Origin of the sequence: Achromobacter spanius (assembly GCF_003994415.1) — a bacterium.
GTDB classification, from domain to species: Bacteria; Pseudomonadota; Gammaproteobacteria; order Burkholderiales; family Burkholderiaceae_B; genus Achromobacter; species Achromobacter spanius_C.
Genome location: NZ_CP034689.1, coordinates 3,799,535 through 3,813,038 on the forward strand (window position 1 = coordinate 3,799,535; position 13,504 = coordinate 3,813,038).

General features: G+C 63.1%; 15 protein-coding genes. 8 read left to right on the top strand and 7 right to left on the bottom strand.

What is annotated here, in order from left to right; all coding sequences use genetic code 11:
- Positions 1-114 precede the first annotated feature (114 nt).
- A complete protein-coding gene (locus ELS24_RS17325) occupies positions 115-1,044 on the top strand; it encodes a LysR family transcriptional regulator (RefSeq protein ID WP_127184836.1) in 930 nt (309 codons plus the stop codon).
- A 53-nt stretch (positions 1,045-1,097) separates the two neighbouring features.
- Here the strand turns inward: ELS24_RS17325 and guaA are convergent, their stop codons facing one another.
- Together guaA and guaB are read right to left on the bottom strand one after the other, a co-directional pair.
- Positions 1,098-2,690 carry a glutamine-hydrolyzing GMP synthase gene (guaA, locus tag ELS24_RS17330; RefSeq protein ID WP_127184837.1) on the bottom strand — a complete coding sequence of 531 codons (1,593 nt, stop codon included), beginning with the start codon at positions 2,688-2,690 and terminating at the stop codon, positions 1,098-1,100.
- A 99-nt stretch (positions 2,691-2,789) separates the two neighbouring features.
- The gene (gene guaB, locus ELS24_RS17335; RefSeq protein ID WP_050449705.1) at positions 2,790-4,250 is read right to left on the bottom strand and encodes an IMP dehydrogenase; all 1,461 of its coding nucleotides are present in this window, start codon (positions 4,248-4,250) and stop codon (positions 2,790-2,792) included.
- 276 nt (positions 4,251-4,526) lie between these two features.
- Between guaB and ELS24_RS17340 the strand changes: the two genes are divergently transcribed.
- Positions 4,527-5,207 (top strand): DUF2239 family protein, encoded by a 681-nt coding sequence (locus tag ELS24_RS17340; protein ID WP_127184838.1) that lies wholly within the window; start codon positions 4,527-4,529, stop codon positions 5,205-5,207.
- 154 nt (positions 5,208-5,361) lie between these two features.
- Positions 5,362-5,742 (top strand): DCC1-like thiol-disulfide oxidoreductase family protein, encoded by a 381-nt coding sequence (locus ELS24_RS17345; RefSeq protein ID WP_050449703.1) that lies wholly within the window; start codon positions 5,362-5,364, stop codon positions 5,740-5,742.
- Positions 5,743-5,761: 19 nt separating this feature from the next.
- On the opposite strand, the gene ELS24_RS17350 is transcribed toward ELS24_RS17345, so the two are convergent.
- A complete protein-coding gene (locus tag ELS24_RS17350; RefSeq protein ID WP_127184839.1) occupies positions 5,762-6,658 on the bottom strand; it encodes a LysR family transcriptional regulator in 897 nt (298 codons plus the stop codon).
- Between the two features lie 191 nt (positions 6,659-6,849).
- Between ELS24_RS17350 and ELS24_RS17355 the strand changes: the two genes are divergently transcribed.
- Positions 6,850-7,845, top strand: a complete 996-nt coding sequence (locus tag ELS24_RS17355) for a Bug family tripartite tricarboxylate transporter substrate binding protein (RefSeq protein WP_127184840.1) — start codon at positions 6,850-6,852, stop codon at positions 7,843-7,845.
- A gap of 66 nt (positions 7,846-7,911) precedes the next feature.
- On the top strand, positions 7,912-8,877 hold the full coding sequence (locus ELS24_RS17360) for a 2-hydroxyacid dehydrogenase (RefSeq protein ID WP_127184841.1): 966 nt from the start codon (positions 7,912-7,914) through the stop codon (positions 8,875-8,877).
- 72 nt (positions 8,878-8,949) lie between these two features.
- Here the strand turns inward: ELS24_RS17360 and ELS24_RS17365 are convergent, their stop codons facing one another.
- The gene (locus tag ELS24_RS17365) at positions 8,950-9,387 is read right to left on the bottom strand and encodes an Imm1 family immunity protein (protein ID WP_240669327.1); all 438 of its coding nucleotides are present in this window, start codon (positions 9,385-9,387) and stop codon (positions 8,950-8,952) included.
- 116 nt (positions 9,388-9,503) lie between these two features.
- On the opposite strand from ELS24_RS17365, the gene ELS24_RS17370 reads away from it, so the two are divergent.
- The gene (locus ELS24_RS17370) at positions 9,504-10,037 is read left to right on the top strand and encodes a hypothetical protein (RefSeq protein ID WP_127184842.1); all 534 of its coding nucleotides are present in this window, start codon (positions 9,504-9,506) and stop codon (positions 10,035-10,037) included.
- A gap of 59 nt (positions 10,038-10,096) precedes the next feature.
- On the opposite strand, the gene ELS24_RS17375 is transcribed toward ELS24_RS17370, so the two are convergent.
- Positions 10,097-10,303, bottom strand: coding sequence for a hypothetical protein (locus tag ELS24_RS17375; protein WP_127184843.1), 207 nt, complete (start codon positions 10,301-10,303; stop codon positions 10,097-10,099).
- Positions 10,304-10,653: 350 nt separating this feature from the next.
- On the opposite strand from ELS24_RS17375, the gene ELS24_RS17380 reads away from it, so the two are divergent.
- Entirely contained in the window at positions 10,654-10,878 is a 225-nt protein-coding gene (locus ELS24_RS17380) for a hypothetical protein (protein ID WP_050449695.1), read from the top strand.
- Between the two features lie 32 nt (positions 10,879-10,910).
- On the opposite strand, the gene fdx is transcribed toward ELS24_RS17380, so the two are convergent.
- Positions 10,911-11,249 carry an ISC system 2Fe-2S type ferredoxin gene (gene fdx / locus ELS24_RS17385; RefSeq protein WP_050449718.1) on the bottom strand — a complete coding sequence of 113 codons (339 nt, stop codon included), beginning with the start codon at positions 11,247-11,249 and terminating at the stop codon, positions 10,911-10,913.
- Between the two features lie 29 nt (positions 11,250-11,278).
- On the opposite strand from fdx, the gene ELS24_RS17390 reads away from it, so the two are divergent.
- The gene (locus tag ELS24_RS17390) at positions 11,279-12,178 is read left to right on the top strand and encodes a carbonic anhydrase (RefSeq protein WP_230695165.1); all 900 of its coding nucleotides are present in this window, start codon (positions 11,279-11,281) and stop codon (positions 12,176-12,178) included.
- A gap of 148 nt (positions 12,179-12,326) precedes the next feature.
- Here ELS24_RS17390 and ELS24_RS17395 read toward each other — a convergent pair whose 3' ends face one another.
- Positions 12,327-13,475 (bottom strand): extracellular catalytic domain type 1 short-chain-length polyhydroxyalkanoate depolymerase, encoded by a 1,149-nt coding sequence (locus tag ELS24_RS17395; RefSeq protein WP_127184844.1) that lies wholly within the window; start codon positions 13,473-13,475, stop codon positions 12,327-12,329.
- Between the last annotated feature and the right edge of the window lie 29 nt (positions 13,476-13,504).

Sequence of the window (13,504 nt, forward strand, 5' to 3'; positions counted from 1 at the left end):
CTCCGGCTTCGTTAGTGGTCGTGATTGAGTCACCCGCACTGTCGCCCACTTATTTCCTCTTGATTAGTGCCATATGACTTGAATCATCTTCAAGCATCCATTTAGTATTCACAAATGGAGACCTTGGCCAACTTGGAGTCGTTCGTGCGCAGTGCTGAAAGCGGAAGCTTTTCGGCTGCGGCGCGGCGGTTGGCGCTAAGTCCGGCAGCAGTAAGCCGGAACGTGGCCATGCTGGAGCGCAACCTAAAAGTACGGCTGTTCCATCGTTCAACCCGCAAGCTGACGCTGACCGAGGCGGGTGAGGCATTCCTGAGCGCGATCGGCGGCAATCTGGACTCTTTGCAAAACGCCATTGCGTCGGTATCGGCAGACGACGGACAGCCTGCGGGTGTGCTCAAGATCAGCCTGCCGCCAACCGTCGGAATGAGCCACATTCTGCCGCTACTGCCTGAGTTCTTGCAGCGCTACCCTCGCATCAAGCCCGAGTGGCATTTCGAGAACCGCGCGGTGGACCTGATCGCCGAAGGCTACGACGCCGCTATTGGTGGTGGCTTCGAGCTCGCGCCCGGCATGATCGCCCGGACATTGGCACCAGCGCACATCATCGCCGTCGCATCTCCTGCCTATCTGGCCCGACGCACGGCACCTGCTGACCCATCCGGGCTGATTGAGCTGGATGGAATCGTCATGCGTTCACTCAAGTCGGGCCGCATCCGTACCTGGGACATGCGCAACGCGCAAGGCGATCAGGTTGCCGCATTGATGCGCGAAACTTTAGTGGTCAACGACCCTACCGCGCTGAGGGAGGCAGTGCAGCTAGGCTTGGGTGTCGCCATGCTGGCCGTCCCTGATGTTCTAGCAGGATTGGAGTCGGGGAAGCTTGTGCGAGTTTTACCGCGCTGGTGGGCCGATGCGGGCGCAATCTCGCTCTACTATGCGAGTCGCGACCTGCTCCCGGGCAAGACGCGAGTCTTCATCGACTTCGTGATCGAGGCATTCAAACGTCAAGACTATGCACGGCGTTTTGCCGGTAGCTTGGGATAAGAACGTATGAATGCCTCGCCGATAACTGGCGATAGTTCCCGAAGGACCTCAAATCACTCCCACTCAATCGTCGCCGGCGGCTTGCTCGACACGTCATAAACCACGCGGTTAATCCCGCGCACTTCATTAATGATCCGTGAAGAAACGCGAGCCAGCAGCGGGTGCGGCAGCGGCGCCCAGTCGGCCGTCATGAAGTCAAACGTCTGGACCGCACGCAGCGCCACAACGTACTCATAAGTCCGCCCGTCGCCCATCACGCCCACCGACTTCACCGGCAGGAACACGGCAAACGCTTGCGACGTCAGCTCATACCAGGTCAAGCCACTAGCTTCATCCTTGGTGTTCCGCAGTTCTTCAATGAAGATCGCATCGGCACGGCGCAGCAGTTCAGCATATTCATGCTTCACTTCGCCCAGAATCCGAACGCCCAGGCCGGGGCCCGGGAACGGATGGCGGTACACCATCTGCGGCGGCAAACCCAAGGCCACGCCCAGTTCGCGGACTTCGTCCTTGAACAGTTCGCGCAGGGGTTCCAGCAATTGCAGGTTCAGCGTGTCCGGCAGGCCGCCCACGTTGTGGTGCGACTTGATCGACGTGGCCTTGCCCGTCTTGGCGCCGGCGGATTCGATGACGTCGGGGTAGATCGTGCCCTGGGCCAGCCACTTGGCGCTTTGCTGCTTGCCGGCTTGTTCCTGGAACACTTCGACGAATTCGCGGCCGATGATCTTGCGCTTGGCTTCCGGGTCAGCCACGCCTGCCAGCTTGCCCATGAATTGGGCGGTGGCGTCGACGTGAATGATCTTCACGCCCATGTTTTCAGCGAAGGTCTGCATGACCTGCTTGCCTTCGTCCAGGCGCAACAGGCCGTGGTCGACGAACACGCAGGTGAGCTGGTCGCCGATGGCCTTGTGGATCAGCGCGGCGGCAACCGAGGAGTCCACGCCGCCGGACAAGCCCAGGATGACTTCGTCGGTGCCGACTTGCTCGCGGATGCGGGCAACGGCTTCGGCGACGTAGTCGGGCATGTTCCAGTCCCCCTGGCATTCGCAGATCTCGTTCACGAAGCGGGCCAGCATGGCCTTGCCTTGGACCGTGTGCGTGACTTCGGGGTGGAACTGAACGGCGTAGAAGCGGCGGTCTTCGTCGGCCATGCCGGCGATGGGGCACGACGGCGTGGACGCCATCAGCTTGAAGCCCGGGGGCAGCTCGGTGACCTTGTCGCCGTGGCTCATCCAGACCTTCAGCATGCCGTGGCCTTCGGGCGTGGTGAAGTCGTCCAGGCCTTCCAGCAGCTTGGTGTGGCCGTGGGCGCGGACTTCGGCGTAGCCGAACTCGCGGTGGTCGGAAAAGCTGACCACGCCGCCCAGTTGCTGCGCCATGGATTGCATGCCGTAGCAGATGCCCAGCACCGGCACGCCCAGTTCGAACACGGCGTGCGGCACGCGCATCGAGCCTTCTTCGTAGGCCGAGGCGTGGCTGCCGGACAGGATGATGCCCTTCAAGCCTTGCGCCATCTGCTCGCGCACGAAGGCGTCGTCGACGTCGCCGGGGTGCACTTCGGAATAGACGCCGGCTTCGCGGACGCGGCGGGCGATCAGTTGGGTGACTTGCGAACCGTAGTCAAGAATGAGGATGCGCTGGTGCATTGAGCTCTACCGATTAAATAAAACCGCACCGGCAGAACCGCTGTTGTTAATGCGATTCTGCCGGTGCGTGATGCATGACATTGTAGTTGACTGTACGGATCAGTCGGCGCGGTAGTTGGGCGCTTCCTTGGTGATCTGCACGTCGTGTACGTGGGACTCGCGCACGCCGGCGGAGGTGATCTCCACGAATTCGGCCTTGGTGCGCATGTCGTCAATGGTGGCGGCGCCGCAGTAGCCCATCGAGGCGCGAATGCCACCCACCAATTGGTAAATGATGGCCAGCACGCTGCCCTTGTAGGGGACGCGGCCTTCGATGCCTTCGGGGACCAGCTTGTCGGCGTTGTTGGACGGGTCCTGGAAGTAGCGGTCGGCCGAGCCGTCCGTCATGGCGCCCAGGCTGCCCATGCCGCGGTACGACTTGTACGAACGGCCTTGGAACAACACGACTTCACCCGGGGCTTCTTCCGTGCCGGCGAACATGCCGCCCATCATGCACGCGAACGCGCCAGCGGCCAGCGCCTTGGCGACGTCGCCCGAATAGCGGATGCCGCCGTCGGCAATCAGCGGAACGCCCGTGCCTTCCAGCGCCTTGGCGACTTCGGAAATGGCATGGATTTGCGGCACGCCCACACCGGCGACGATACGCGTGGTGCAGATGGAGCCGGGGCCGATACCGACCTTGACGCCGTCGGCACCGTACTCGACCAGTGCGCGCGCGGCGGCGGCGGTGGCGATGTTGCCGCCAATGACTTCAACCTTGGGGTAGTTCTGCTTGACCCAGCGCACGCCTTCCAGCACGCCCTTGGAGTGGCCGTGCGCGGTGTCGACGATCAGGACGTCAACGCCAGCGGCAACCAGCTTTTCCACGCGCTCTTCAGTGCCCGCGCCCACGCCCACGGCCGCGCCCACGCGCAACTGGCCTTGGCCGTCTTTGCTGGCCATCGGGTGTTCGGTGTTCTTGACGATGTCTTTGACGGTGGCCAGGCCACGCAGCTCAAAGCCGTCGTTCACGATCAGCACGCGCTCAAGGCGGTGCTTGTGCATCAGGGATTGCGCTTCGTCCAGCGTGGCGCCTTCCTTCATGGTGACCAGGCGTTCCTGCGGCGTCATGATGTTGCGCAGGGGCTGATCCAGGTTTTCTTCAAAACGCAGATCGCGGTTGGTCACGATGCCGACCAGCTTGCGGCCTTCAACCACCGGCAGGCCCGAAATGCCATGCTGGCGCTGCAACGCAATGGCGTCGCGCACTTTCATTTGGGGGGTGACGGTGACCGGATCGATCACGATGCCGAATTCGTGGCGCTTTACGCGAGCCACTTCACGGGCTTGGGCATCAGCGGACAAATTCTTGTGAATGATCCCGATGCCACCTTCTTGGGCCATGGCGATGGCCAGGCGAGCTTCGGTGACGGTGTCCATGGCGGCGGACACAAGCGGAATATTCAGGCTGATATTGCGGGTCAGGCGGGTGGCCAGGGAGGTGTCGCGCGGCAACACCTCGGAATACGCAGGCACCAACAACACATCGTCGAAGGTGAGCGCTTTTTGAACGAGACGCATGGGTAACTCCGGGCGCAAAGCAAGATTATACGCCGCCCGCCAATTTTTTCTAGGTGTCTACCCTAGGTTTTATGCGGGTTTTTTACATGACGGCGCAGCCAGGCCGGCACCAAGAACGCCGGGGATCAGTGCCCGCGTTATAGCCCCGCATCGCGAAAGCCACAAGTATTTTTACCCGGGTGATATTGACAGCATATTTTCATCCGGGTAATAATTCGCAGCGCTTCGACATCCTCTTCTCGCCACCCTCTCCCCTGCCCCTTGGACCTTTATGCCATGAACCTGCCCGCCGCCAACATTGCCCCCACCAATACCTACACCGCCTTTGAAGGCCATCAAATTCTTGCCGCCGGGCCGCTTGCAGACGTAGCGCTGGCGGTCAAGCGCGCCATGGATTCAGGCGCCGCCCACACGATGCTGGTGTATCAGGACGGCACCGGTATCCAGACCGACCTGAACCTGGCGGGCACCGACGCGCAAATCATCGAACGCCACCGCCAACCCGTTGACGCGGCGAACCCCGGGTCGGCGCCATCGACCGAACCCGACGACTCCGCCGAACCACGCGAAGCAAGCCACCACAGCGCCCTGCACCCGCGCGGACGTGGCCGGCCCAAGTTGGGCGTGGTGCCACGCGAGGTGACGCTGTTGCCTCGGCATTGGGATTGGCTGGCCACACAACCAGGTGGCGCGTCGGTGGCGCTGCGCAAGCTGGTGGAACAGGCGCGCCGCGACAACGACACGCAGGACCAGCAGCGCCAACGTCAGGAAGCCGCGTACCGCTTCATGTCCAGCATGGCCGGGAATCTGCCCGGCTTCGAAGAAGCGACCCGGGCGCTGTACGCCAATGACCGAGAGCGATTTGCGCAATGCATCGCCGCGTGGCCGCAGGACGTCCGCGCTTATGCCACGCGCCTGGCGTGGCAGGCTGCATCCGACACGCAGGCGCGCCACTAAGCGCATTGCCGACCACAACGCCTGCGCGCGCCGTCCGCCCGCGCAAGGCTGGCCCTGCCCCAGGCAGCGCGATCAACAACCACTCACACATCGCCACACACAACCCGGCGCATTGCCGCTTTAATGAACCCGTGATGTCAACCGAAGGTGCGCCATGTCCATCTCCAAGAACTTCCTGCTGTACGACGGCGACTGCCCCTTCTGCTCGAACTACGTGCGGATGCTGCATCTGCAAAAGGCGGTAGGGCAGATCGACCTGCTCAATATGCGCGACCATCCCGACCTGGCCGTGGCCTACAAGGCGCAGGGCTATGACCTGAATCAGGGCATGCTGCTGCATCTGGATGGCCAGGATTACTGGGGCGCCGACTGCATCAATCGGCTGGCCATGCTTAGCACCGGCAACGATCTGTTCAACAGCCTGAACGCCGCCGTGTTCCGCAACCGCTGCCTGTCGACCGCGCTATACCCCTTCATGCGCACCGGCCGCAGCCTGGCTTTGACACTGCTGGGCAAGCGCAAGATGCAGTTGTAGGCTCGCGCAACGAAGGCGCTTAGCGGCGCGTGGCCACTCCATCCACATCCACCACCCGCTGCAAGAACGCGCCCAGCGCCGGGTTGTCGTGCTGGGCGTGCCACACCAAGTACATATCCGCGTACAGATTGCGCTGCCCGATCGGGCGAAACTCCACCCCCTCAAAGCGCAATTCCCGCGCCGAATCCGGCACGATGCCCACGCCCAGTCCCGCGCGCACCAGCGCCAGCAGCGTATGGGTTTGCCCGGCGCGCTGCACGTAGTCGGGCTGCACATCCGCCAGCCCGAACGCCCCCACGATACGGTCATAGAAATACTTGCCTTCGCGCGGCGAATACAACACGAAAGGCTGGCCCTGCAACAGGCGCAGCGGCACGGTTTCGTGTTCGCACAGCGGCGATCCAGCGGGCAGCGCCAACACCAGCGGTTCACGCTCGACCAGCCGGGATTCAATGCCGGCCTGCTGCGGCACGCTGCGCGACAGAATGGCGTCCAGCTCGCGCGCCAAGAGCAGGCGGACCAGATCGGTGCTGACCGTTTCGCGCAGTTGAATTTCAACGCCGGCCAAGAGCTTGCGGGCTTGCATGATCATCGAGGGCATCAAGCGATAGGACGCCACGGCGGTAAAGCCCAAGGTGATGTGGCCGGCTTCTCCGCCGGAGGTGCGCCGTGCCGTGGCGGCCGCGCGCGCCGAAAACTCCAGCAGGTGGCGCGCGTCGCGCAGAAAACGCCGGCCTGCCGCGCTAAGCAGCACCTGGCGGCTGTTGCGTTCGAACAGCGTCACGCCCAGATCCTGTTCCAGCAACTGAATCTGGCGCGACAACGGCGGCTGCGTCATGCATAGCCGTTCGGCGGCGCGGCCAAAGTGCAGCTCTTCTGCCACGGCGATAAAGCACTCCAGCTGACGGAATTCCATCGATTCAATCCTTGAATTGATCAATGCTATTTATAGCTCGAACGGCTATCCATCGAAAGCCGTTTCTATACTTCGAAAAAATCGCGGCGCACGGGTCGACGTGACCGCGAAAGTACCCAAAGGAGCTTCACCGCAGCACGGTAATTTTTCACGGCGCAAGCCGTTTCCCAACCCCAAAAAAGAGAAGAGACATGGAGACAACCCCCATCGCCCGACCGCGCGTCCGGCTCATCGCCGCGGCGCTGGCTCTGGCCGCCACCGCCGCGTTGCCCTTCAGTGCACAGGCCGCCGGTTACCCCGAGCGCACCATCAACCTGATCGTTCCTTTTTCACCGGGCGGCGGCACCGACATCTCGGCGCGGCTCTTGGCGGCGGCGCTAAGCGAGAAGCTGGGGTCGTCGGTGGTGGTCGACAACCGTCCGGGCGCGGGCGGGCAGATCGCCGCGGACCTGGTCGCGCGTTCGCAGGCCGACGGCTACACGCTGCTGTTCGCCAATTCCGGCATGCTGGCCATCAACCCGTGGATCTACAAGCTGCATTCGGACCCAGCCACCGCGTTCGCGCCCGTGTCGCTGTTTTCGGATCTGCCCTTCGTGTTGGTCGTACCCGCCAGCCTGCCCGCCAAGAACGTGGCGGACCTGGTCACGCTGGCCAAAGCCGAACCGGGCAAGCACACCTTTGCCAGTTCCGGCACGGGCGGCGCGCCGCACCTGTCGGGCGAGATCTTCCAGCAGGCAACCGGCGTCGACCTGATGCATGTGCCGTACAAGGGCGGCGGCCCCGCCATGACCGACCTGATGGCCGGCCGGGTCGACATGCTGTTTGCGTCCGTGCTGGAAACCATGCCCTATGTCTCGGCCGGCAAGCTGCGTGCGCTGGCGGTCACGGGCGCCACGCGGTCATCGGCCATGCCAAACGTGCCGACCATAGACGAAGCCGGCGTGAAGAACGCGCAATCCGGTTCCTGGACCGCGGTGCTGGCGCCGGCCGGTACGCCGCCAGCCGTCGTTGACAAGCTGTCGCAAGCCATCCAAGAGGTCGCCGCCGACCCTGCCATGAAAACCAAGCTGGAATCGCAAGGCGCCGTGGCGCACGGGTCCACCCCGCAGCAACTGCAAGCGCTGGCCGCCAGCGAACGCGCGCGCTACGGGCAGATCATCAAGGCCCGCAACATCCAGACCAACTGAGCTTGACCCGGCCCGGGTAACGCCGGGCCGTTTTCGATGAAACCTCCATCCCAATAAGCCGCATCCATGACCGATTCCCTGCCCTCCTCCGCCCCGCACCTGTTGATGGTCGGCCCTTTGCTGCCGGACCTGATTGCGGACCTTGAATCGCGCTATCACGTGCATCGCTTGTGGGAAGCGGCGGATGCCAATGCGCTGCTGCGCGAACAGGGTGCGAACATTCGCGGCATCGCCACCAGCGGGCGCTTTGGCGCCACGGCCGACCTGATCAACGCGCTACCCGCGCTGGAAGGCATATTCAGTTTTGGCGTGGGCTACGACACCATCGACCTGGCTGCCGCGAAGGCGCGCGGCGTGGTCGTCACCAACACACCGGGCGTGCTGGACGCCTGCGTGGCCGACACGGCGCTGGCCTTGATGCTGGCCGCACCGCGCCGCATCGCCCAAGCCGACCGCTTCGTGCGCGCCGGCCGCTGGCCCAATGAAGGCTTTCCGCTGGGCACCCGCATGAGCGGCAAGCGCTGCGGCATCGTGGGGCTGGGAAATATCGGCTTGCGGATCGCCCGCCGCGCCGCCGCCTTCGACATGGAAATCCTGTACACCAACCGCAAGCCGCGCGCCGATGCGCAGGCGGAATACCGCTACGTGGCGGACATCGAAACACTGGCCGCGCAGTGCGACTTCCTGGTGCTGGCCGTGCCGGGTGGCGGCGCCACGCAGCACATGGTGAACGCGCGCGTGCTGGACGCGCTGGGTCCGCAGGGCTGGCTGATCAACATTGCGCGCGGCACGGTCGTTGACGAAGCCGCGTTGGTCAGCGCCTTGCAGAACAAGCGTATCGCGGGCGCGGGGCTGGACGTGTTCGAACACGAACCCGAGACCCCGGCCGCGCTGCACGCGATGGACAACGTGGTGCTGCTGCCCCACATCGCCAGCGGCACGCACGAAACCCGCCGCGCCATGGCCGATTTGATGGTGGCGAATCTGGACGGCTGGTTTCGGGATGAGAAAGTGCTGACGCGGGTGGTTTAAGCCAATGGCACGAAAGCGCCGGCGTCGCGGCGCTTGAGCCAAAGCGATAGGGCACAGCGCTTGGACTCGCCCTTACTCGCTGACCCACTGCAAGTCGGGCGACGGCGCGCCTTCCTGTTGGAAATGCAGCAGAGCCGCCTTCGCCATGTCCCGGTCCACGCATTGGTACTGCTGGTAGCTGCCCGCCTGGCCGCCCACCACCACTTCCTGATCGTGGTCTTCCGAGCGCGACGGGTCGATCAGCGTATAGATGCGCGCGTCGTCATCCAACGTGATGGACACGACAAACGCGCCATCGCCGCCCCCGATAGCCATGACGGTTTCGTCTTCCGTCACGAAGGCGATGGAACTGAATTGCGCGCCGTCCAGTTGGTCCAGCGCGGCCAAGTTATCGGCGTGACTTGGGTCGTCGCGCTCGCTGACCGCGACGCGTTCGCCCAGGCGGCGTTCTTCAATCAGTTTTTTATTTTCACAGCGTTCCAGCCCCCTTGGTCTTGGACGCGTGGCCACCCGCGTGGGCCAGCGCCGGTCTATTGCTGCCTCGTAAAAAACAAGGCGCGAAAAGAAGCAGTCTACCGGGATCGGAGCAAGCGGGTACGGGCCACGGTTTATGCCAGAATTGCGCCATGAAATTGATCATCACCGCCGCCGTTCTGCTATTGGCCACCGTGGCATCCATCATTTATCGGGTAGCCCGGCGCAGCCCCGACGACACCGGCCACCGCATCCGCAGCGATCTCGTCGCGGGCGGCTTGATGTTTGCGTTTATTGCGCCCGCCATTGGCGGCATCGCGGTCACGCTGGTGCTCAGCGCCATTTCACAGACCCCTAGAAACCTGATGATCATGGTTTTCGGCCTGCCCTGGTTTTATTTATTTGGCGTAATCCCCGCGCTGCTGTGCGGCGTCGTGGCCGGCGCGCTGAGGCCGGTGCGATCCACCTGGGTGGCGCTGGGCAAGATTGCGCTGGTCGGCCTGGTGTTTGGAATGGGCTCTTTCCTGCCGTTCTCCGGCCGCGATGCCGAAGTGCGCGACGTCCTCTTCCCGTTCTTCGTGGGTGGCCTGCCCGGGATGCTCAGCGGCTTTCTCTGCGCCTACTGGTTCTACGGCAAACCCGGCAGCGTGCGTCCGACAAGCGCAGACGCGTCCCAAGTGGCGTGACGTGAAACGAAGCGCCCCGGCGTGGTCAACTGCAAGCCGCGCCTGAGCGTCAACCGCTATCAGCGCTCTTCCTGCCGTTCCTTCTCTTCGGCCGCCGCCACATCCTCCAGCTTCACCGTCTGCGTACAGCCATTGGCTGCCGCACATTGGCCGGGCAGCTGCGAGCTTTTCACGCACTCGGCAAAGGCCAGCGCGGCATCCACCGTCGCGAAGTGGTACGAATGTCCATCCGTGAAAGCGACCTTTCCTTCCACTGAGCAATCCATGCCTGACTCCGTTAGCGACGCAATTCTTCGTCGGCATAGCCAAACGGCCAGCGGCGCTTGTTCGGTTCAGGGGTCGGCTTTTCGTTATTCATGATGGACTCCAATATTCGAATATAAGAATCCTATCTGCGCAGTTGTAACAGCGACGTAAGGGTTCGCAAACAAGCCCTTCATTGCTGGGAACGCACGCATGTCATGCATAAGTGATAGCGGGCGGCATTCGCCCACAAGGGCGATATCCCCCTCCCGCCTTCAGTGCTATCAATAAAACGCCAAGGGTGAAACCGCCGTCCGCAGGCACAACAACATCCGGCCCGATACGGATTGGCAATCTGAGGGAGGGCTTTGTCATGGCCTCAGGCTCACGGCTGTCTGACGTAATTGTCAAACTGCCGGACCGGTCGACCGTACGCATTGAACGTCGCCTGGTTATTACTCGAAGTGCCGACGCGCCGCCAGAACATCGCTATGTCTGCACGCTGGAATCAGGCGAGCAAGTGACTTGGCTGGGCGATGGCAAGTACCGTTTGCCAGACGGCGCCGTCGCGGTGGCCGTGGCACACAAGCGCCCGTAGTCACGACGGGCAGCGCAGCGTTGCCCTTCACTTCAGTGATTTTCCTTTGCATGATTGACCGTGTACTTGGGGATGTCGACCGTCAGGTCCTGTTCGCCGACGATGGCCTGACAGCTCAAGCGCGACTGCGGCTCGACGCCCCACGCGCGGTCCAGCAGGTCCTCTTCGCCCTCTTCCACGTCATTAAGCGCATCAAAACCGCTGCGCACAATGCAGTGGCAGGTTGTGCAGGCGCGGCTTTTTTCGCACGCGTGTTCAATGTCAATGCCGTGATCCAGTAACGCATCACAGAGGGAAGTCCCTGAGGATACGTCCAGCACCGCGCCGGCGGGAGCAAGATCGGGATGGGGAAGAACGGTGATTCTTGGCATATTGGGCGGGCCCACCTTATGTGTCGGTCTTGGAAGATTCAAACCAGTGCCCCGAGACTAAAGATTCCCACGATGGCAAGGTCAAGCGCCCGCGACTGAAAATAATCGTCAATTTCACCCCAATTACCGCACCAAAACACGGTTATCGCCGCACAATCAATGCGCACGAATTCTCTGGACATCGTGTCCTTTGGGAGACCCTCATGTGCGATTGCGCTGCTTGCGTTACCCCTTCCCCGGACTCCGCCCCACGCCGTCGCCTGCTATTGGGCGCGGCAGGTCTCGCCGCTTTTGGCGCGACCGGCTGGGCGGAAACGGCCAATGCCGAAGTGCCGTCGAATGATATTGGCGGCGACGAAGCCTTGAAACGACTGATGGCCGGCAATGCCCGGTATGCGGCCAACAAACCCAATATGCGGGACTTTTCAGCGGGCCGGGCGGCTCGCGTTAAAACACAAAAGCCGATCGCCGCCATACTCAGTTGCTCTGATTCCCGGGTGGCGCCGGAATTGGCCTTCGACCAAAGCCCGGGCGATGTCTTCATCGTTCGGGTCGCGGGAAACTTCGTCAACGAAGATGGCCTGGCCAGCTTCGAATACGCCGCCAAGATTCTGAACGCGCCGTTGATCCTGGTGCTGGGACACAACAACTGCGGGGCGGTGGACGCCGCGATAAAGGTCCTGAAAGAAAACGCCGAGCTGCCCGGCCATCTGCCCCAACTGGTCAGTGCCATCAAGCCCGCCGTGGAACGCGCCAGCAAGGGCGACCCCAAGAACCTGCTGACAGCGTCAATCGCTGAAAACGTCCGTCAGGCCGTCCAGCGCTTGCAGACGGCGCAGCCGGTGTTGCAAGGCATGGTGCAGGAAAAGAAGTTGATGGTGGCGGGCGGCGTGTATGACTTGGCCACGGGGAAGGTGACGTTGGTTTGATTGTGCGGGTTTGATTGTGCGGGTTGACTGCGCGGGTTGATCGCGCCGACCTGATCCGCGCTTGCACGGTCGCGGCCTTTCCTGTTGGAAGGCCGCGACCGGATAGCGACTTGGTCGCCTGCCTGGTTGCGTAACGCTTTCCCCGCGCTTACTGCTTTACCGCCAAGGGATGTTCAAAGAAGAACCGCAGCATTTCTTGCGTGGCATCCGGTCCGCTCTGATCCGTATACGACCCCTTGGGCGACCCGCCTGCCCAGGCATGGCCGGCCCCGTGCACCTCCCAATATTCCGCAATCACCTGGCCCTGCGCATTCGTGTACACCCGTTTGGTGCTGTCACGCCCTTGGCTCGCGCCCGACACGCGCTGGCTTTGCACGCGCGCATCGCCGCCGGCACTGGCGGCGACAACCGCGCCGGCATTGGCCGGGTGCACGGTGGCGTCGCGATCCCCATGAAAAACAATGGTCGGCACCGGCGTGCTGGACACCGCACCCGGCCGGATACCAATGCCCTTCATGGCCGACAAGGCGGACGGCAGGTCCTTGGCCGCGCCCGCAGCCAGCCCCGAATGCACGCCCGCAGCCGCGTACAACTGCGGATAGGTATCGGCCAGAATCGCGGCCATTGCGCCGCCCGCTGACAGCCCAGCCACGTAGACGCGCCGGGTATCGATGCCGTATTCAGCGATGACGTGGCGCGTCATGTCCGCCAAAATCGACGGCTCGCCTTTGCCGGCCTGCTGGTGGTTGTGCTTGAACCAGTTCCAGCACTTTTGCGGATTGGTTTCGCGCGGCTGCACCGGATACAGCACATAGAACCCCTGCTCACGCGCCGCCTCGTTCATGGCGGTTCCAGCCGCGAAGTCGTCGGCGTCCTGCGTGCAACCGTGCAGCATCACGACCAGCGGCCTCGCTTGCCCGTTCACGCCTGGCGGCACATACAGCTTGTAGGCGCGCTGACCGGCGCTATTGCGAAACGAACCCGCCGTGAAGAAATCACCCTGGGTGGCGGAGGACTCGCCGGGCGCGCGATGGGTGGGCTTGGATGTCGGGGCGGCGCCATCGTCACTTGCCGGGGACGGTGCGGCGGCAGGGGATGAAGCGCTCGGCGACCGCGCGGGAACCTCGCGCGCCTCGACGTCAATCACATCGGCCTCGTCATAGCGCGGCGCGGCGGATGCCGCCGTGGGCTGCACGCCCATCAAAGCGGCTTGAATGGCAGCCGTGGCCGCGGCCAGGTTGCCGGAACGGGTAAGCCGCGTGGCTTGGCTCATCAGTTGCTGAAATTCTGGGTGCATAGGAAGACCTTGGAAGCGGCAATAAGGGG